This window comes from Cobetia sp. LC6 (assembly GCF_030264805.1).
Classification (GTDB): Bacteria; Pseudomonadota; Gammaproteobacteria; order Pseudomonadales; family Halomonadaceae; genus Cobetia.
In genome coordinates this window covers 54,687-73,961 of sequence record NZ_JASSPL010000016.1, presented here as the reverse complement: position 1 = coordinate 73,961, position 19,275 = coordinate 54,687, and the positions used below count along the sequence as shown (strand labels likewise).

Sequence of the window (19,275 nt, the reverse complement as noted above, 5' to 3'; positions counted from 1 at the left end):
TCGTGTGTTCCGGCGTGCAGCGACAAGGCCTGCGGCGACTAGCCGCTGTGGTTGGGCGCGATCACTTCCCGCGAACCATTGGTGCCCATCGCGGAGACGACACCCGCCATCTCCATCGCCTCGACCAGACGCGCGGCGCGGTTGTACCCGATCTTGAAGCGGCGCTGCACGGCAGAGATGGAAGCACGACGCGACTCGACGACATAGGCCACGGCCTCATCGTAGAGCGCATCCTGCTCGGCATCGCTGTCCTCGCCTTCAGCCTCGAGACCGGCCAATGCATCGGCCTGCACGCCACCGGTGAGGATTTCCTCGATGTACTCCGGCGAGCCGCGACGCTTCCAGTCATCGACCACACGGTGAACCTCGTCATCATCGACGAAGGCGCCGTGAACACGCGTCGGCATGCCAGCACCGGCCGGCAGGTAGAGCATGTCACCGTGGCCCAGCAGGTCCTCGGCGCCGCCCTGATCGAGAATGGTGCGCGAGTCGATCTTGGAGGAGACCTGGAAGGCCATGCGCGTCGGGATGTTGGCCTTGATCAGGCCGGTCACCACGTCCACTGACGGACGCTGGGTGGCCAGAATCAAGTGAATCCCCGCGGCACGGGCCTTCTGGGCCAGACGTGCGATCAGCTCCTCGACCTTCTTGCCGACGATCATGAACATGTCGGCAAACTCGTCGATCACCACCACGATGTAGGGCAGCTTGGCGAGCACCGGCGGATGCTGGTGCATCTCCCAGGGCTGCGGCTCCCACAGCGGGTCAGCGATCTGAGCGCCGTGCGCCTCGGCTTCATCGATCTTGGCATTGAAGCCGGCCAGGTTGCGCACGCCCATGGCGGCCATCAGCTTGTAGCGACGCTCCATCTCGGCGACACACCAGCGCAGGGCGTTGGCAGCCTCCTTCATGTCAGTCACCACCGGCGCCAGCAGGTGCGGAATGCCGTCATAGACCGACAGCTCCAGCATCTTGGGGTCGACCATGATCATGCGCACTTCGTCCGGCGTGGCCTTGAGCAGCATCGAGATCAGCATCGAGTTGATGCCCACCGACTTGCCCGAGCCGGTGGTACCGGCGACCAGCAGGTGCGGCATCTTGCCAAGGTTGGCCACGACAGGTGCGCCACCGATGTCCTGGCCCAGCGCCAGCGTGACCGGTGATTCCGCCAGCTGATAGGCATCGGAATCGAACACTTCGCGCAGACGGATCATGGCACGGTTGGGATTGGGAATCTCGATGCCGACCGTCGGACGGCCCGGAATCACCTCGACCACGCGCACGCTCTTGACCAGCAGTGAGCGCGCCAGGTCCGTCGACAGATTGGAGATCTTGGACGCCTTGACGCCCGGTGCCGGCTGAATCTCGAAGCGCGTGATGACCGGTCCCGGCCAGACATCCGCCACCTCGGCCTTGACGCCATACTCGCGCAGACGCACCACCAGCAGCTCGGCCATCTGGTCGAGCTCTTCTTCGCTGTAGTTGGGCTTCTGGGCATCCGGCGGCGTCAGCAGGCTCAGCTGCGGCAAGTCCCCTTCCGGCTCCTCCTCGTGATCGGCGCCTTCATGGCGCTGACTCTGCATGTGCTCCACGGTCCACAGGGTCGGACCGGAGGGGTCGCTGGCAGCCGCCTGCGCATCCTCCGCCGTCGCCAGGCGACCACCGCCGGGCACCATGCCGGACTCATCGCCGTCATAGGCCCAGGAGGGACGCTCGGCCGGCGCGGGGGCCGCTTCCGGCGTGGCTGTCGGTGCCTCGAAAGGCGGCACATGCTCGGCCTGAGGCGTGACGGAATCGGGCTCCGCTGGCGCGACCGGCTCGGCTGGTTGATGAGGCGCCGCAGGCGCATCTGCCTGTGTCGGCGTGTTGCCCGTCGGCTGCTCGAAGGCATCATCCCAGGAGACAACCGCCTTGCGAGCAGGAGTTTCGGAAGCGGCCGCCGCGACACCGGCCGCCATCACACCCGCACCGGCTGCCAGCCCTGCGGCCGTGGCGAATCGACCACCACTGCCGGGCAGGGGCGCATCATCGTCGTCCCTGGGCTCTGGCGGCTGATTGCGGCTATCCGGCGCGGCACCGCTGCGCTCGCGCGCAAGTTGCGCGTCGCGCTCACGCTGTGCCTCTTTCTCAAGCTGCGCCTGCTTTTCAAGCTGCGCCTGTCGCTCTGCCGCTTGCTGCTCGGCTGCGCGCTGTGCTTTCTGTGCTGCTTCGCGCTGCGCCTCCTGCTCTGCCAGACGTTGCGCTTCCTGATCAGCCAAGCGCTGCGCTTCCTGCTCGCGAGCCAGCTCTTGAGCCTGAGACGGAGCCTTGTGAGCCTCGGCCTCGCTCTGCGCCTGAGCTTCCTGCGCCATGTCGTGACGGGCGGTCTCATGACGAGCCGTGTCATGACGAGCGGTCGGCGCAAAGGCTGAGGCAGCGTCCCAGGCAGCAGGGACAGCCGTACTGTCGGAGACTGATGCTGTATCTTCGGCGGCAGGGGTTGGCGTTGCCGCCTTGGGGGCCTGAGCCGTAACCGAGGCATCAGCATGACGCTGGCGCTCAGCCTCTATGGCAGCGGCTTGCGGCAGACGAGAGCGCGTGACATCGGCATGCGCGACACGCGGCGCGGAGGCAGCCTCTGCCGCCACGGCGGTCTTCAGGGCCGCGGCCAGGTCAACCCCTTCGATGCTGACATTGGCGCTCTGAACCGTCATGCGCTCGGTGTAGGCAGCGCCCGGCACCTTGGCGGAAGGCGTGGTTTCAGCGGTCTGCCACGGGATATCGGTGCTGCGGTCGTCCGTGAAGTCATCGCGAGCGCTGATGGCCTCGTCGGTGCCGCCGTCCAGTGACGGCTCGACACGGCGCTGGCCGCGCGGCTTGGCGGCGATGCCTTCTGCCTCCTGCCGGCGACCAAGCAGAATCTCGTCACTGTCCTCGTCCCACTCATCCTCACGGGCACGCCGGCCCGGCAGCAGACGCTGCCACCAGCTCAGTCTGGGTGCTGGTTCATGATCCGCGTCATCCTCTTCACCATCCTCGTGAGTCAGCGGCTCTTCGGCGTAGGCTGCCTCGTCATCGTAGGCGTCCTGATCGTCGCGGCGGCTGTTGAAGCGCTCGGCGAACCAGCCGGACACCCGCATGCAGCCATTGCCCAGCTCATCCATGACCGTCAGCCACGACATGCCGGTAAACAGCGTGAAGCCGCACAGGAAACTGGCCAGCGCGACCAGTACCGTGCCGCCCATGCCGATCAGTGGCGTCAGCGCACCGGCAATGCCTTTGCCGAGAATGCCACCCGCGCCGTTGGTCAGCTGGCTGTCGGGGCTGTAGAACTGGATATCGCCGATGACGCAGGTCGCCATGATCAGCAGGAACAGGCCGCCAGCACGCACCGCGATGGTCGTCGGGTCCCACACCAGCTCTGTACTGGGCTGACGCATCAGACGCCAGGCACCGAAGCCCAGCATCGCCGGCCACCACAGGGCACTGCCGCCGAACAGCGAATACAGCACATCTGACAGCCAGGCACCGATGCTACCCATCCAGTTGCTGGGCGTGAGCTCAGGGCCGCTGTAGGACCAGCCGGGGTCCGTCGGCGCATAGCTGAACAGCGCCAGCAGCATGAAGACGCATAGGCTGAGCATGAGAATGACCACGCCTTCACGACTGACGCCCTGCAGGGTGGTGGTCAGGCGTGACGGTGGTCGCGCTGCCTTCTCCGCACGCTGCTCGGCGCGGATGGCCTGACGTTCGGCGCGTTCGGCCTGACGCTCGGCGCGGCGCTGGGCTGCAGGGCTTTCTTCCTGCACGCGCGGCTTGTTTCTGGTCTTGGCAGCAGGCTGGCCGCTGGCATCCTTCCTCGCGGGCTTGCCCGAGACGCGCGGCGTCTTGCGTGTCGGGCTGGACTCGTTGGCCGAAGCACCGCGCAGACGCGCGAAGAAGCCCGGCGAGTCCGCTTTCTGACGGGCACGCTTCCTGGGTGTTGCTGCCGCACGGCGGCTACGGGTTTCAGGCTTGGCCTGTTCCCGACTTGTCTTTCTGGCACTCTTGGCAGTCAAGTCGCCATCCCCCTTGCACCTTGTGGGCGATTTTCCATGTACCTTCAGCCGGTTATCATAACCATTCGATGGCAGTGACGTCATAATTGCCGATTCACGTCCGCTCATGACGCCAAGGCGCCAGGAGCCCATTGCTCCGTGCATGTTCCCGAACCGACAAGAGGCTGCCCATGCTTCCCTGGCTCCCCCCTGCCCCTGTCCGCTTTCCGCATGCTTCCACCGCCCTGAGCGAGCCCGACGGCCTGCTGTGTGCAGGGGGCGAACTCAGTCCCGAGTGGCTGCTGGCGGCCTACCCCCGCGGCATATTTCCCTGGTTCAGTCCGGGTGACCCCATCCTGTGGTGGTCACCGGACCCACGCATGGTGCTCAAGCCAGAGGGAGTCCGTGTACGCCGCAGTCTCGCCAAGCGCCTGCGCAATGCAGGCCTGAGCTACAGTATCGACCGCGACTTTACCGGTGTGATCAATGCCTGTGCCAGCATTCCTCGCGATGGCCAGGCTGGCACGTGGATATTGCCAGAAATGCAGCAGGCCTACATCGCTCTGCATGCCATGGGACACGCCCACAGCGTTGAAGTCTGGCAGGGCGATTCTCTGGTGGGCGGCCTGTATGGCGTCGCCTGTGGACGCATCTTCTTCGGCGAGTCGATGTTCTCGCGCGTACCCGATGCCTCGAAACTGGCGCTGGTGATCCTGTGCCAGGAATTGAGGGCACGGGATTTTCCATTGATCGACTGCCAGATGCATACTCCGCACCTGGCAAGTCTTGGCGCCCGCAGCATCGCCCGCAGCGATTTCATCAGCTATCTTGACCAGTATGCCACTGGCCAAGGGCATGAGGGCAAGTGGTCACTGACATCCTGGCCCACGCAGCACGCCCGGGAATGATGACCACGGCAATTCCAAGAGGGAGATGATGCAACGGTGAGCAGCAATACCCCCAAGCAACCGCAACGCGATCTGCGCTTCTTTCTGACGGTACCGCACGCCTGCAGCTATCTGGAAGGCCGCCAGGCGACCACGCTGTTTCTCGATCCGCAGGAAGCGCCCAATTCCGGTGTCTATGACGCCCTTGCCCTGCTCGGCTTTCGCCGTAGCGGCTCTCATCTCTATCGTCCACATTGCGGTGATTGCCGTGCCTGCATTTCCGTACGCGTGCCGATCGCCGACTTCGCGCCCAACCGCACCCAGAAGCGTCTCGTGCGCCGCAATGCCGACCTGGTCATCGAAGAAGGGCCGGCACTCTTCGACCCCGAGCACTATCGCCTGTACGCCCACTACATCCGCAGTCGTCATGCGGATGGCGACATGTTCCCGCCCAGTCATGAGCAGTATCGAACCTTCCTCACGTCCCGCGATGACTATGCCCGTCTGGTGAGCTTTCGCCTCGATGGTCGTCTGGTGGCCGTCGCCGCCATGGACCGCATGAGCCATGGCCTCTCCGCCATCTATACCTTCTACGACCCGGATGAGTCACTGAATCAGCGCTCGCTGGGGACCTACGCGGTGCTGTGGCAGATCGAGCAGGCACGCCGCGAAGGCCTGACCCACCTCTATCTGGGCTACTGGATCCGTGACTGCCGCAAGATGAACTACAAACAGCATTTTCAGCCGCTCGAGTATCTGGATGGCAGCCACTGGCGGCGACGCATACCGGCCAACCATACCGACAGTCATCTGCCACTGAGCCTGGTCAAGCAAGGCGCGTCAGTGGCACCCGGCGAGTGACGCGCTCTGCGGGCGCCCTCTCGACGCAAGCGCGTCTGACAACGTCAAGATGAGCATCGTTCAGCTAGCAGGAGCTCACCAGACAGCGCCGACTGCCGACCAACCGCCTCCCGGAAGTTGCCCCGGCGCAAGAAGCCGATTTTTATCTTCCTCCTGAACTGCCCACAGGCGCTCAAGGAGCGTACAATCGCGCTTCGACTTTGCCTTGCCGCCGCCCTTACGGCACAATATCGCGTATCGAAGTCCCGAATCGGGCACTTTTTGTGCTGAGGCGGCTCGGAACTACCAGCAGTATTCCCTGTAATAAGTGAGGATCAGCCTATATGGCGCGTGAAGATCATATTGAAATGGAAGGCGTCATCGTCGACACCCTTCCGAACACCACTTTCCGTGTTGAACTGGAAAACGGCCACATCGTGACCGCCCACATCTCCGGCAAGATGCGCAAGAACTACATCCGCATCCTGACTGGCGACAAGGTCAAGGTTGAGCTGACTCCGTACGACCTGTCCAAGGGCCGTATCGTCTACCGTTCGCGCTAAGCACGGTCAGACTGCCCTGCCGGTTGCCATGCCATCGATCACTCTGCACGTCCTGGACCTGCATGCGATCATCATGACACCGGCTGGCTGAACCGGTCGTTCCCGGCACCTCAGGCACCAGCGTCACCTCCGCCTGAACCCTCCGCCCGGACCCGGAACGCATCGAGGTTGCAAGACTTGCCCTCCACGGCGAGGCACCCGCCACCTCGATGGCGTATGCCTGAGTATTCCGATGATGCCGCCTTGTCCCATGAATGTGTCTTGAGTCCGAACGCCAATCAGGTCTTCGCTCCCATTCAATGATGACAGGCGGCTCATCCCCGCTGAGCACCGTCCCCCTATACGCATTCGCTTCCCCCGCCCTCCCCTTGAGGATCGCGAGCCCCTTGACGTGCGCGCGTGTCCGGCTTGAGCAATCGACTCCATGCTCGCTACGTGCGGACAGCTTGCTGACTGGCGACCATAAAAAACGGCCAGTGCTTGAAGCACTGACCGTTCATGTCGCCCCTTCAGGGCAGGAAGCTGAGCGTCAGATCACGCCATTTCCGCTTCCGTTTCCAGGTGAAGTTCGCCGTTGTCGACCGTGACATGCACGATGCCGCCCGACTCGGACAGGTCGCCGAACAGTATCATCTCTGCCAGCGGCTTCTTGAGCTTCTCCTGAATCACGCGTGCCATCGGGCGAGCACCCATTGCCGGGTCGTACCCGAGGGTCGCCAGCAGGTCGCGCGCCTCGTCAGCGACATCCAGCTGCACGCGCTTCTCATCCAGTTGCGCCTGTAGTTCGACCAGGAACTTGTCGACCACATTGCGCACCACGGCGAGATCCAGCGCGCCGAACTGGATGATGCCATCCAGACGGTTGCGGAATTCCGGCGAGAACGTCTTGCGGATGACTTCCATGGCGTCAGTGGAGTGATCCTGATGCTTGAAACCGATGGAGCGACGCGCCACCTGCTCGGCACCCGCGTTGGAGGTCATCACCAGGATGACGTTGCGGAAGTCCGCTTCGCGACCGTTGTTGTCGGTCAGGCGGCCGTGATCCATTACCTGCAGCAGCAGATTGAAGACTTCCGGGTGCGCCTTCTCGATCTCATCCAGCAACAGCACGCAGTGCGGCTGCTTGGTGATGGCTTCGGTCAATAGACCGCCCTGGTCATAACCGACGTACCCCGGCGGTGCCCCGATGAGACGCGAGACGGTGTGACGCTCCATGTACTCGGACATGTCGAAGCGCACCAGCTCGATACCCATCAACGCCGCCAGCTGACGGGCAACCTCGGTCTTGCCGACGCCTGTCGGGCCAGCGAACAGGAAGCTGCCCACCGGCTTGTCCGGCGCCTTGAGGCCTGCACGCGACAGCTTGATCGCCGCGGACAGTCCGGTAATGGCGTCGTCCTGCCCGAACACCAGCATCTTGAGATCGCGCTCGAGATTGGACAGCAGCTTCTTGTCGGAGCTGGAGACCGTCTTCGGCGGAATGCGAGCGATGGAGGCGACGATCGCCTCGACCTGCTCGGTATCGATGGTGTCGACGCGGATGCTCTCCGGCAGCAGGCGCTGGTGGGCACCGGCCTCGTCGATCACGTCGATGGCCTTGTCCGGCAGCTGACGGTCGTTGATGTAGCGGTCCGCCAGACGCACTGCCGTTTCCAGCGAGGCATCGGTGTACTTGATGGCATGGTGCTCCTCGAAGCGACCACGCAGCCCCTTGAGGATACGGATGGTGTCATCCACCGAGGGCTCCATGACATCGACCTTCTGGAAGCGACGCGCCAGGGCGCGGTCCTTCTCGAAGATGCCGCGGAATTCCTGGAAGGTGGTGGAACCGATGCAACGCAGCTCGCCGGAAGACAGCAGCGGCTTGAGCAGGTTGGAGGCATCCATCACGCCACCGGAGGCGGCACCCGCACCGATGACGGTGTGGATCTCGTCGATGAACAGGATCGAGTTCGGTTCCTTGCGCAACTCCGCCAGCAATGACTTGAGACGCTTCTCGAAGTCACCGCGGTACTTGGTGCCGGCCAGCAGCGCCCCGAGATCCAGCGAGTAGACCACAGCCTCCTTGATGACGTCCGGCACATCCTCCTCGACGATGCGCTTGGCCAGACCTTCCGCGATGGCGGTCTTGCCGACACCGGCCTCACCGACCAGCAGCGGATTGTTCTTGCGGCGACGCACCAGAATCTGCACCACACGCTCGAGCTCGCCATCGCGGCCGATCAGCGGGTCGATCTTGCCCAGACGCGCCTGCTCGTTGAGATTGGTGGCGTAGTTGGTCAGCGGATTGTTGCCGCCTTCGCTGCTCGCCTCTTCGCTCTCTTCATTCTCGACCGACGCCTGGGGCGTCTGGGTGTGACCCGCGACCTTGGAGATGCCATGCGCGATGTAATTGACCGCATCCACACGCGCGACATTCTGCTGCTTGAGGAAGTAGACGGCCTGGCTCTCCTGCTCGGAGAAGATGGCCACCAGCACGTTGGCGCCGGTCACTTCACTCTTGCCGGAGGATTGCACGTGGAAGACGGCACGCTGCAGTACGCGCTGGAAGCCCAGCGTCGGCTGAGTCTCGCGGTCTTCCTGCTCTTCCGGAATCAGCGGGGTGGTGGAATTGATGAAGTCCTGAAGATCGACTCGCAGCTTGTCCAGATTGGCACCACAGGCGCGCAGGACATCGGCAGCGGAGGCATTGTCCAGCAGTGCCAGCAGGAGGTGTTCCACGGTCATGAATTCGTGGCGTTTGGAACGTGCCACGGTGAAGGCCGTGTTCAGGGTCAGTTCAAGTTCTTTGCTCAACATGGCAAGTCCCCTCTAGGCCGCGTCTTGGACGGATCACTCCGCCCGGTCGATGTCGCACAGCAGCGGATGCTGGCACTCTCGAGCATATTGATTGACTTGGTGGCATTTCGTTTCCGCGATGTCGCGACTGAAGATGCCACAGGTTCCTTTTCCCTGATGATGGACAGCGAGCATGATCTGTACTGCCTGCTCCTGATCCTTGTTGAAAAAGGTGGTCAGCACCTCCACGACGAAGTCCATCGGCGTGAAGTCATCATTGTGCAGAACGACCTTGTACATGGGCGGTGGAGCCAGTTCAGGCTCAGCGGTCTCGAATGCCAGATCTCCTTCGTGGTCTTCCTGGTATCCGGGTTCCTGAGCCGACGGGGCCTGATTGCTGATCGACAGTGTCTCCAGTAAGGGAGGACTGCCGCGCGATGTCTCTGTCTTGAACATAAGGGGCTGATCCGGTGAACACAAGCCGTGACGAAGCAGATTGCCTCAACGCGACGCGAAGAAGGACAAGCGCTGCCACGTCGTCTCAATGTGGGTGTGATAAGGAAAAGATGGGGGCTTGTCGATCTGGTTGCAAGCTTTGGTCGCGCACGCCCGGGCGTACACGTTCATGCCTGCATCGCGACGCTCTGACATGAATGCGGGCATTTGCATGCATTTTCGCTCACATATGCGACAGACACTTCTCGTCAGGCGTCGCCAACTGACGACCCATTCAAGCGTCTCGCCGCTCAATGAAACCCGGAATGCTACCGCGCAGAACGCTCCACTCAGAATGCCCAGGAGTGGCAATCGTTGGCGGCAGCCTGAGCGCGCAGCCGAGAAGCTTCCATCTCAAACGCAAGAAGGCCCCCGGACATGTCCGGGGGCCTTCTGCTGAAACCTGTCACGCAACCTGATACCTGGGCATCAGATCAACGCAGGGTCTCAGGCATCCATGTTGTCAGCGACAGCCTGACCGAACTCGGAGCACTTCAGCAGCTTGGCATCGTCCATCAGGCGATGGAAGTCATAGGTGACTTCACCCTTGGCGATGGCCTTCTCGACGCCTTTCAGCACGAGATCAGCCGCTTCGACCCAACCCATGTGACGCAGCATCATCTCGGCAGAGAGGATGACGGAGCCCGGGTTGACCTTGTCCTGGCCAGCGTACTTCGGTGCAGTACCGTGAGTCGCTTCGAACATGGCGACGGTGTCGGACAGGTTGGCACCCGGCGCGATACCGATACCACCCACTTCCGCCGCCAGGGCGTCGGACAGGTAGTCACCGTTCAGGTTCAGGGTGGCGATGACGTCATATTCCGCCGGACGCAGCAGGATCTGCTGGAGCATGGCGTCAGCGATGACGTCCTTGACCACGATGTCCTTGCCGTTGTTCGGGTTCTTGAAGGTCATCCACGGACCGCCATCCAGCAGCTCGCCGCCGAACTCGTCCTTGACGATTTCGTAGCCCCAGTCCTTGAAGGCACCTTCGGTGAACTTCATGATGTTGCCCTTGTGCACCAGGGTCAGCGACTCACGGTCGTTGTCGATGGTGTACTGGACAGCCTGACGGACCAGACGCTTGGTACCTTCTTCGGAGACCGGCTTGACGCCGATACCGCAGTTCTCCGGGAAGCGGATGTTGGTGACACCCATCTCTTCGCGCAGGAACTTGATGACCTTGTCGGCTTCCGGGGTCCCCGCTTTCCATTCGACACCGGCATAGATGTCTTCGGAGTTTTCACGGAAAATGACCATGTCGACGTCAGCCGGCTTCTTGACCGGGCTCGGCACACCAGTGAACCAGCGCACCGGGCGCAGGCAGGTGTACAGATCGAGCTTCTGACGCAGAGCGACGTTCAGGGAGCGAATACCACCGCCCACCGGAGTGGTCAGCGGGCCCTTGATGGAAACGATGTAATCCTTGACAGCCTCGAGAGTCTCTTCCGGCAGCCAGGTGTCAGCATCATAAACGTGAGTGGCTTTTTCACCGGCGTAGACTTCCATCCAGTGAATCTTGCGCTCGCCGCCATAGGCCTTGTCGACAGCAGCGTCGATGGCAATCTTCATGGCCGGAGTCACGTCCACACCGATACCATCGCCTTCGATGAACGGGATGATCGGATTATTCGGAACGTTGAGGGTATTGTCGGAATTTGCGGTGATCTTGGCACCGCCTTCCGGGACGACAATCTTCTGGAACCCCATTGATAACTCCCCTGTCATGGATTCAGTGGAGGCGCGAGTATAGCACCCGTGCCGCTTCTCACAGTAGGCTTATACGGCAGCCGCGACAAAAGTCTAAACCATGTCTCTCATATATCTGCTTCACAAGCCCTACCGCGTTCTGACGCAGTTCACCGACCGCGATCAGGGCCGCCAGACGCTCGCTGACTTCATCGACGTGCCGGATGTCTATGCCGCCGGGCGCCTCGACTATGACTCCGAGGGACTGCTGCTGCTCACCAGTGATGGCGCGCTCTCCCACCAGATCGCGCACCCGAGGAAGAAACAACCCAAGACCTACTGGGTACAGGTGGAAGGTACCCCCGATGAGCAGGCCATCGCCGCGTTGAGAGCCGGTGTCGAGCTCAAGGATGGCATGACCCGGCCGGCGAAGGTCAGGCTGATTGACCCGCCAGCGTTGCCAGACAGGCAACCCCCTGTGCGCTTTCGTGCCAGCATTCCGACCCACTGGCTGGAGATCATCATCAGTGAAGGTCGCAATCGCCAGGTGCGCCGCATGACCGCCCACGTCGGCCTGCCGACCCTGCGCTTGATCCGCGCGGCCATCGGGCCTTGGAAGCTCGATGGCCTTGCCCCCGGTGAATGGCGCAGCGAGGAAGTCGAGATGCCTGCGCCACCTCGTCGCGAGTCCCGCTCGCCACGCCATAAGGGCGCGACGGGCAAGCCGGGCGAGCGCCGCACCGGCAACGCTGGCCCCCGGGGCAGTGGCTATAAAGGCCACAGCGCGGGCAAGAGCGGCAAGGGTTCAGGTCGGGGGTCCAGTCGGAGTTCTGGCCAGACTGAAGGCAAGGGTTCAGGCAAGACACCCGGCGCCCCCTCTCGTCGTCCCTCATCCCCCAAGAAAGGAAGGAAATCCTGATGGCTGCTCGCTGGACCCCGAATGTCACCGTCGCCTGTGTCGTCGAACGCGCCGGGCGCTACCTGATCGTCGAGGAAGACAAGGGCGGGCCCTGCACGGTGTTCAACCAGCCGGCCGGCCATCTCGAACCCCATGAGCGCATCATCGACGGCGTACAACGCGAAGTTCGCGAGGAAACCGCCTGGCGCATCCTGCTCACCGGCTATCTCGGCCTCTATGTGCACGTGGCCGAGGACGGCACCCACTTCCACTCCCACAGTTTCGAGGCCGCCGCCCTTGAGCACCTGTGCACGCCGCTGGACCCTGACATCGTCAGAACGCACTGGCTGTCGCTTGAGGAGATCGAGCAGCTCGAGGACATGGGCCGCCTGCGCAGCCCGCTGGTGACCCGTCGTATCCGCGATAGCCAACGTGGCAAGCGTTTCCCGCTGGATGTGCTGCACGATTGAGCGATCGCCCGCGCCGGAAGTCAGCCGCCAGGCGTGCTTTCAAGCGGCGCTTGCGGCCCAGCGCGGCAGACGGTGCAGGCGGGGTGAATCCCTGCCCCGCATTCAGGTATAATCTCGGCCATTCGAGCGGCGCCAGAATGACGGGTCTGCCGCCTCCCCTGTTTGTGACAACCCGCGGCCATGCGGGTGACGAGAGAACTGATGACCGCTGAAACCGGTACCGGAACCAAGGTCATCGTCGGCATGTCCGGCGGTGTCGACTCCTCCGTCTCTGCCTTGTTGTTGATGGAGCAGGGCTACCACGTCGAAGGCCTGTTCATGAAGAACTGGGACGAAGACGACGGTAGCGAATACTGTACCGCCCTCGAAGACCTGGCCGATGCCCAGGCCGTGTGCGACAAGCTCGGCATCAAGCTGCACACCGCCAACTTCGCCGCGGAGTACTGGGACAACGTCTTCGAGCACTTCCTGGCCGAGTACAAGGCCGGTCGCACGCCGAATCCCGACATCCTGTGCAACCGCGAGATCAAGTTCAAGGTCTTCCTCGAGTATGCCGAGATGCTGGGCGCCGAGCTGATCGCCACTGGTCACTACGTGCGTGGCGGCGTGCGTGAGGGCCTCCCGCGCCTTCTCAAGGGCCTGGACACCAACAAGGACCAGAGCTACTTCCTGCACGCCGTGCCGCAGGCGGCCATCGCGCGCACCCTGTTCCCCGTCGGCGAGCTCGAGAAGCACGAAGTACGCGCCATCGCCGAGAAGCATGAGCTGATCACCGCGCGCAAGAAGGATTCCACCGGTATCTGCTTCATCGGCGAGCGGCGTTTCGCCGACTTCCTCAAGCAGTACCTGCCCGCTCAGCCCGGCAAGATCGAGACTCCCGATGGCGATGTCATCGGCGAGCACATGGGCCTGATGTACTACACCCTCGGCCAGCGCCAGGGGCTGGGGATCGGTGGCCTCAAGCGCTATCCGGACGCGCCCTGGTTCGTGTGCGCCAAGGATCTGGAGCGCAACGTGCTGATCGCCGTGCAGGGCAAGCACCACGACCTGCTCTACACTCAGGCGTTGAGCACCGAATCCGTCGACTGGGTCGCAGGCGAGCCGCCGCAGACCGACGCCAATGGCGAGCTGCGCATTCGCTGCAAGAACCGCTATCGCCAGGAAGACCAGGCCGCGACCTTGATCGTCAATGACGGCCAGCGTGTCGAGGTGCGTTTCGATGAACCGCAACGTGCCGTCACGCCCGGCCAGTCTGCCGTCTTCTATCTCGGCGACATCTGTCTGGGCGGCGGCGTGATCGATGCCGCCTGGAAACTTCCAGCGGCGGATGCCAGCGCTTCCACCGCCCCGCTCTCTGGCCCCGAGGAGTCCGCCGCGCAATGACCAGCGTGCCGATCCGTCCCGTCACTGATACCACTACCCGCCAGGCACTTTCGCTGGCGGGTGTCTTCCAGGCAGCCGCACTGGTCGATGAGCTGGCCCGCCACGGCCAGTGCGATGAGCGCGCCTGGGAAACCCTGGTCAATGCCACGCTGGATACCAATCCGGAAAGCTTCGAAGCCATCTACGGCGGGCACCATAACCGCCTGCGGCTCGGCATCGACACCGTCAGTGCGGTGATGGAACGTCGCCAGGTCTCACCCGTGGTGATGCGTTACGGCTTCTCGCTGGTGATGCTGATGAGCAAGCTCAAGAAGGACCCGGACATGCTGGAAAAGCTGGGCGCGGGCCTGACGCGCATCCAGGGCCAGGCCGAGCACTTCGGGCCGACCCACGAGAACGTGATCGCAAGCCTGGGCGAGCTTTACCAGCAGACCCTCTCCACCTTCCGCTACCGGATCGTGGTGCAGGGCGATCCCGGCCTGCTGCAGCAGCGCATGATGCCGGAACGCATCCGCTGCGCCCTGCTGGCAGGCGTGCGCTTCGCACTGCTGTGGGACCAGCAGGGCGGCCGTCGCTGGAAGCTGGTCTTCCAGCGCAGCGCGCTCAAGAAGTCATTGCAGCAGCTGGGCTGAGCCGAGCTCGCGCCAGCGCGTCACCTGACGCAACCTGATTCACACCCGAATTCGCTTCAACAACGCTGGAGCCCGTGAACCGGGTTCCGAGACACTTGAACCGGCAGCGCGTCATGTCCTGCCACCATCGGAAGATTCTCATCATGCAGCTGTCCGCCCTCACCGCCCTGTCTCCTGTCGATGGCCGCTATGGCGCCAAGACCGAGGCCCTGCGCGAGCACTTCAGTGAATTCGGCCTGATCCGTGCCCGTGTCATCGTCGAGGTGCGCTGGTTGCAACGCCTGGCCGCCCACGCCGAGATCGCTGAAGTGCCGGCCTTCTCCGCGGATGCCAACGCCGTGCTGGATAGCATCGTCAGTGAATTCAGTGTCGAGGATGCCCAGCGCATCAAGGACATCGAACGCACCACCAACCACGACGTGAAGGCGGTCGAGTACTTCCTGAAGGAAAAGGTCGAGAGCAACGCCGAACTCAACGCCGTCACCGAGTTCATCCACTTCGCCTGCACCAGTGAAGACATCAACAATCTGTCTCACGCCCTGATGCTGCGTGGCGGCCTGGACAAGGTGCTGCTGCCGCAGATGCGTGAAGTGACCGAAGCGATCGTCGCGCTGGCCCACCAGCACGCCGAACAGCCGATGCTGTCGCGCACCCACGGTCAGACTGCCAGCCCGACCACCCTCGGCAAGGAAATGGCCAACGTCGCCGCGCGTCTGCGTCGTCAGCTGGCGCAGATCGAACGCATCGAGATGCTCGGCAAGATCAACGGTGCCGTGGGCAACTACAACGCCCACCTGACCACCTATCCGGCCATCGACTGGGCGGCCAACGCCGAAACCTTCGTCGAGAGCCTCGGGTTGACCTTCAACCCGTACACCACCCAGATCGAGCCGCACGACTACATCGCCGAGCTGTTCGATGCCATCTGCCGCTTCAACACCATCCTGATCGACTTCGATCGTGACGTCTGGGGCTACATCTCGCTGGGTTACTTCAAGCAGCGCACCGTGGCCGGCGAGATCGGCTCCTCCACCATGCCGCACAAGGTCAACCCGATCGACTTCGAGAACTCCGAAGGCAATCTGGGCATCGCCAACGCCGTGCTGGGCCATCTGGCACAGAAGCTGCCGATCTCCCGCTGGCAGCGTGATCTAACCGACTCCACCGTGCTGCGCAACCTGGGCACCGGCCTGGCGCAGGGTCTGATCGCCTACCAGGCGACCCTGAAAGGCATCAGCAAGCTGGAAGCCAACCCGGAGCGTCTGAACGCCGACCTGGACAACAGCTGGGAAGTGCTGGCCGAGCCGATCCAGACCGTCATGCGTCGTTACGGCATCGAGAAGCCCTACGAGAAGCTCAAGGAGCTGACCCGTGGCAAGCGTATCGACCAGGCCGGTTTCGCCGCCTTCATCGAGACGCTGGAACTGCCGGAAGACGTCAAGACCGAGCTGAAGGCACTGAGTCCGGCCAGCTACATCGGCAACGCCATTGCACAGGCCAAGGCGCTCTAAGCGGCGCAGGTCACTGCAAGTCTTTGGACGCCGGGGCCTCTGCTCCGGCGTCATGCATTGCGCATTGGACGCATGCAACACGCAGCACGCTGAATGACACCCTGGATTCACGACCACTGACGTTCTTCGTCAGTGGGCACGACATGCCACGCTCTCAAGGCTCGGCATGGAACGCATCGCCTTCTGCCATCCGGCAAAACGGCTTCAACGACGTCATCGCGAGACCGCCGCCCCCTGACAGGCTGCCGTTCGCGTTCGAGAGGTTCTGCATGAGCACATCCCCCGCCCCCCGCGACACCGACACGCCTCTGGCGCTGTTGGGCGGCCTGAGCATCCGCGAATTCCTGCGCGATTACTGGCAGCAGAAGCCGCTGCTGATCCGCGGGGCCTTCGCAGACTTCGAGACCCCGCTGGAAGCCGATGAACTGGCCGGTCTGGCCTGTGAGGATGGCATCGAAGCGCGTCTGGTCGAGGAAAACGGCCCGGACAAGGCCTGGCAGGTCAGCCACGGCCCCTTCGATGAGGCGACCTTCGCGCGTCTCGACGCCAAGGACGACAGCCAGTGGAGCCTGCTGGTGCAGGCGGTGGATCACTACGTCCCCGACGTCGCCGCGCTGTTCGAGCCCTTCACCTTCCTGCCGCGCTGGCGCCTCGATGACATCATGATCAGCTACGCGCCGACCGGCGGCAGCGTCGGCCCGCACCTGGACAATTACGATGTCTTCCTGCTGCAGGCCCAGGGCCAGCGCCATTGGCAGCTGGGCGGCATGCACACAGACGACGCCGAGATCATCGATGGCATCGACCTGCGCATCCTCAAGCACTTCGAGGTCACGCCGGGCGAGGACTGGGTGCTGGAACCCGGCGACATGCTCTACGTGCCGCCGCGCCTGGCGCACCACGGTGTCAGCCAGTCCGATGACTGCATGACCATCTCCGTCGGCTTCCGCGCGCCTTCCGCCGATGAAGTCGTCACCTCCTACGCCGACTATCTGGGTGCCAGCCTGCCGGAATCGCTGCGCTACCGTGACCAGGGCATGGCACCGGTCGCCAATGCCGGCGAGCTGGACGACGCCTCGCTCGAGCGTGTGCGCGAATTGCTGCTCAGTACGCTGGATAACCCGACCCAGCTGGCGCAGTGGTTCGGCCGCTACATGACCCAGCCCAAGTACCTGGAGCAGCTCGCCGCTCGCGAACCGGCCCTCAAGACGCATGAGCTGGTCGAGTATCTGGAAGATGAAGGCGTACTGGTGCGCTCTCTTGGATCACGCTTCGCCTTCCGTCACGGCGAAGATGGCAACAGCACGCTGTTCGTCGATGGCGATGGCATCCTGGCCCCCCAGCCGCTGGCGGAAGCGTTGGCCTCCGATCAGCGCCTTACCGCGGTGTTGCTTGACTACACCACGGCAGACCTTGATCGCAGTGCCGTGGCCAGCCTGCTGACGGCGCTGATCAACCGCGGCAGCCTGATACTGGAATGTGACCTTCAGGACGAAGAGGACGATGAAGAATGAGTGACGCCATGATCAGCCTGGAACGGGGCGACTGGCAGACGTTGGGCAACGAGGCCAGCGAGATCCGCCGCGTCGTGTTCATCGAGGAACAGCAGGTACCGCGGGAGGAGGAGTGGGACGGGCGCGACGACGCCTGCGAACACTTCCTCGTGCATCTGGATGGCCGCACCGTCGGCACGGCCCGTCTATTGCCGGACGGCCATGTCGGCCGTGTCGCCATTCTCTCCGAAGCACGCGGGCTGGGGCTTGGCCAACGCCTGATGGAAGCGGTCATCCATGCTGCGCGTCAGGCTGGCCACGCTGAAGTGCTACTGGATGCTCAGACCCATGCGCTGGAATTCTATCAACGTCTCGGCTTCACGGCTTACGGCGACGAGTTTCTCGATGCCGGCATACCGCATCGCAGCATGCGCTTGATTCTGAACTGAATTTTAGCTTAATCCTTAAAAAACCGGCCCTATCCAGGGCCGGTTTTTTTGTACCCTGAAGTTTCTTGTAGTCTGGCTACAACCCGCTCCTTGACCAAGTCATAATTCCCCAAACCGCATGGATACTGACATCATGACGTCATTGAGAAGTATTAAAACGACTGTTTGTCAGCAGGAATTACGCAACGTTGAAACTGCTGTAAAACGATCGTTTTAATACGACCAAGGAATGAAAGACAGCACTCAATTTCGGAGCGATGCTAGAGATCAAGCCATTTACGCTGCACTGCAACATGTCGCACTGCCCGACTCGGCACCGCCTTCAGGAGATTCGCCCATGTTCACCTCAGACTCACGAACGCAGGTCGCCTTGATAGGCGGTAGGGGTGACCAGGTACTCGGGGAACCTGATGATGCCGCTCTGGCCGAGCAATGGCACAACGCCGAGATCCGCACACGGATTCTCAAGCTGGCGCGTCCCCTCAAGGACCTGCTGCCACCGCAGACAGCGGAGTCGGTGGCGGCACAGGCGCAGACGATCTGCCATCTGAGTCGCGACCAGCGCTGGCAGCTTCCCGGCGAGCAATGGCAACTGCGCTCACAGGGCAGTGGCTGGCAGCTTGAGCGCAACGGGCAGCCGGCAACCGCTGGCGAGACGCAGGAGGCGCCTGACCAGCTGTCACTCGCCGGACTCACCGATGACGTGACGGGAATGCAGCTGGGCACCCGCCCGCTTCCCCGGGCCCTCTGGACACTGGCCGCCGCGCGGCATCGCGGCGAACGTCATTCGGTGCTGGCCATTGCCCAGATCAGCAGCGTGCGCGAGGCGCTGTGCTGGGGAGAATTGGTCTCACGACTGCGCGCGCCAAACGGCAGGCCGCCGCGCATCGTCCTCACCCTCAGCCACTGCACGCTACCCACGCTGGAAGCCAGCCTGTACTTCCTGATGCCCTGGTTGGACGGCATCACGCTGACAGCGGCACCCGGCCTGGAAACAGCCTGCCTTGGCGTGATCAAGGCTCGCTTCAGACTTGCTGAGCCAGCGGAGCTCGACAACGCCACCGACGACGTCTTCTGTCGCACGGCGTGACTCCTCTGGTGATGCCTGAAAGATCAATAACAACAACAAACTGTCATGCAGCAACCTCAAGACGCAGAGCACCGCCACTCC

Annotated in this window: 14 protein-coding genes and 1 pseudogene; 11 read left to right on the top strand and 4 right to left on the bottom strand. The window is 62.9% G+C overall.

Going from position 1 to position 19,275, the window contains the following annotated elements:
• Positions 1-38 precede the first annotated feature (38 nt).
• The gene (locus QQF40_RS15625; RefSeq protein WP_285461865.1) at positions 39-4,037 is read right to left on the bottom strand and encodes a DNA translocase FtsK; all 3,999 of its coding nucleotides are present in this window, start codon (positions 4,035-4,037) and stop codon (positions 39-41) included.
• Between the two features lie 170 nt (positions 4,038-4,207).
• Here QQF40_RS15625 and aat point away from each other — a divergent pair, with 170 nt between their 5' ends.
• The 3 genes from aat (at position 4,208) to infA (ending at position 6,306) form a co-directional block, all read left to right on the top strand.
• Positions 4,208-4,924 (top strand): leucyl/phenylalanyl-tRNA--protein transferase, encoded by a 717-nt coding sequence (gene aat / locus QQF40_RS15620; RefSeq protein WP_175088439.1) that lies wholly within the window; start codon positions 4,208-4,210, stop codon positions 4,922-4,924.
• 36 nt (positions 4,925-4,960) lie between these two features.
• The gene (locus tag QQF40_RS15615; RefSeq protein WP_175088438.1) at positions 4,961-5,764 is read left to right on the top strand and encodes an arginyltransferase; all 804 of its coding nucleotides are present in this window, start codon (positions 4,961-4,963) and stop codon (positions 5,762-5,764) included.
• A gap of 323 nt (positions 5,765-6,087) precedes the next feature.
• Positions 6,088-6,306 carry a translation initiation factor IF-1 gene (gene infA, locus QQF40_RS15610; protein ID WP_024953359.1) on the top strand — a complete coding sequence of 73 codons (219 nt, stop codon included), beginning with the start codon at positions 6,088-6,090 and terminating at the stop codon, positions 6,304-6,306.
• Positions 6,307-6,840: 534 nt separating this feature from the next.
• On the opposite strand, the gene clpA is transcribed toward infA, so the two are convergent.
• The 3 genes from clpA to icd all read right to left on the bottom strand — a co-directional run bounded on the left by clpA (position 6,841) and on the right by icd (position 11,289).
• Positions 6,841-9,105 (bottom strand): ATP-dependent Clp protease ATP-binding subunit ClpA, encoded by a 2,265-nt coding sequence (gene clpA / locus QQF40_RS15605; protein ID WP_043333850.1) that lies wholly within the window; start codon positions 9,103-9,105, stop codon positions 6,841-6,843.
• A 33-nt stretch (positions 9,106-9,138) separates the two neighbouring features.
• The gene (gene clpS, locus QQF40_RS15600; RefSeq protein WP_175088436.1) at positions 9,139-9,540 is read right to left on the bottom strand and encodes an ATP-dependent Clp protease adapter ClpS; all 402 of its coding nucleotides are present in this window, start codon (positions 9,538-9,540) and stop codon (positions 9,139-9,141) included.
• A 486-nt stretch (positions 9,541-10,026) separates the two neighbouring features.
• Positions 10,027-11,289 carry an NADP-dependent isocitrate dehydrogenase gene (gene icd / locus QQF40_RS15595; RefSeq protein ID WP_043333852.1) on the bottom strand — a complete coding sequence of 421 codons (1,263 nt, stop codon included), beginning with the start codon at positions 11,287-11,289 and terminating at the stop codon, positions 10,027-10,029.
• A gap of 100 nt (positions 11,290-11,389) precedes the next feature.
• On the opposite strand from icd, the pseudogene QQF40_RS15590 reads away from it, so the two are divergent.
• The 8 genes and pseudogenes from QQF40_RS15590 to QQF40_RS15555 all read left to right on the top strand — a co-directional run.
• Positions 11,390-12,004, top strand: a pseudogene (locus QQF40_RS15590) (pseudouridine synthase); the annotation flags it as partial.
• Between the two features lie 182 nt (positions 12,005-12,186).
• A complete protein-coding gene (locus QQF40_RS15585) occupies positions 12,187-12,636 on the top strand; it encodes an NUDIX domain-containing protein (protein WP_043333853.1) in 450 nt (149 codons plus the stop codon).
• Between the two features lie 201 nt (positions 12,637-12,837).
• Complete coding sequence (gene mnmA, locus QQF40_RS15580) at positions 12,838-14,019, top strand: tRNA 2-thiouridine(34) synthase MnmA (protein ID WP_253061411.1); 1,182 nt, start codon at positions 12,838-12,840, stop codon at positions 14,017-14,019.
• Positions 14,016-14,651: a high frequency lysogenization protein HflD gene (gene hflD / locus QQF40_RS15575; protein ID WP_175088432.1), complete on the top strand. Its 636-nt coding sequence runs from the start codon at positions 14,016-14,018 to the stop codon at positions 14,649-14,651. The genes mnmA and hflD overlap by 4 nt, the downstream gene beginning before the upstream one ends.
• A 143-nt stretch (positions 14,652-14,794) precedes the next feature.
• Entirely contained in the window at positions 14,795-16,162 is a 1,368-nt protein-coding gene (purB, locus tag QQF40_RS15570) for an adenylosuccinate lyase (protein ID WP_166018922.1), read from the top strand.
• A 269-nt stretch (positions 16,163-16,431) separates the two neighbouring features.
• Positions 16,432-17,676, top strand: coding sequence for a cupin domain-containing protein (locus QQF40_RS15565; RefSeq protein WP_285461864.1), 1,245 nt, complete (start codon positions 16,432-16,434; stop codon positions 17,674-17,676).
• On the top strand, positions 17,673-18,104 hold the full coding sequence (locus QQF40_RS15560; RefSeq protein ID WP_253061417.1) for a GNAT family N-acetyltransferase: 432 nt from the start codon (positions 17,673-17,675) through the stop codon (positions 18,102-18,104). Before QQF40_RS15565 ends, QQF40_RS15560 begins: the two co-directional genes overlap by 4 nt.
• 337 nt (positions 18,105-18,441) lie before the next feature.
• Positions 18,442-19,194, top strand: coding sequence for a hypothetical protein (locus tag QQF40_RS15555; RefSeq protein ID WP_285461863.1), 753 nt, complete (start codon positions 18,442-18,444; stop codon positions 19,192-19,194).
• The last annotated feature ends 81 nt before the right edge of the window (positions 19,195-19,275 follow it).

Coding starts and splice junctions, on each gene's coding strand:
- aat (WP_175088439.1), top strand. CDS start 4,208: ATGCTTCCCTGGCTCCCCCCTGCCCCTGTCCGCTTTCCGCATGCTTCC.
- infA (WP_024953359.1), top strand. CDS start 6,088: ATGGCGCGTGAAGATCATATTGAAATGGAAGGCGTCATCGTCGACACC.
- clpA (WP_043333850.1), bottom strand. CDS start 9,105: ATGTTGAGCAAAGAACTTGAACTGACCCTGAACACGGCCTTCACCGTG.
- clpS (WP_175088436.1), bottom strand. CDS start 9,540: ATGTTCAAGACAGAGACATCGCGCGGCAGTCCTCCCTTACTGGAGACA.
- icd (WP_043333852.1), bottom strand. CDS start 11,289: ATGGGGTTCCAGAAGATTGTCGTCCCGGAAGGCGGTGCCAAGATCACC.
- QQF40_RS15585 (WP_043333853.1), top strand. CDS start 12,187: ATGGCTGCTCGCTGGACCCCGAATGTCACCGTCGCCTGTGTCGTCGAA.
- mnmA (WP_253061411.1), top strand. CDS start 12,838: ATGACCGCTGAAACCGGTACCGGAACCAAGGTCATCGTCGGCATGTCC.
- hflD (WP_175088432.1), top strand. CDS start 14,016: ATGACCAGCGTGCCGATCCGTCCCGTCACTGATACCACTACCCGCCAG.
- purB (WP_166018922.1), top strand. CDS start 14,795: ATGCAGCTGTCCGCCCTCACCGCCCTGTCTCCTGTCGATGGCCGCTAT.
- QQF40_RS15565 (WP_285461864.1), top strand. CDS start 16,432: ATGAGCACATCCCCCGCCCCCCGCGACACCGACACGCCTCTGGCGCTG.
- QQF40_RS15560 (WP_253061417.1), top strand. CDS start 17,673: ATGAGTGACGCCATGATCAGCCTGGAACGGGGCGACTGGCAGACGTTG.
- QQF40_RS15555 (WP_285461863.1), top strand. CDS start 18,442: ATGTTCACCTCAGACTCACGAACGCAGGTCGCCTTGATAGGCGGTAGG.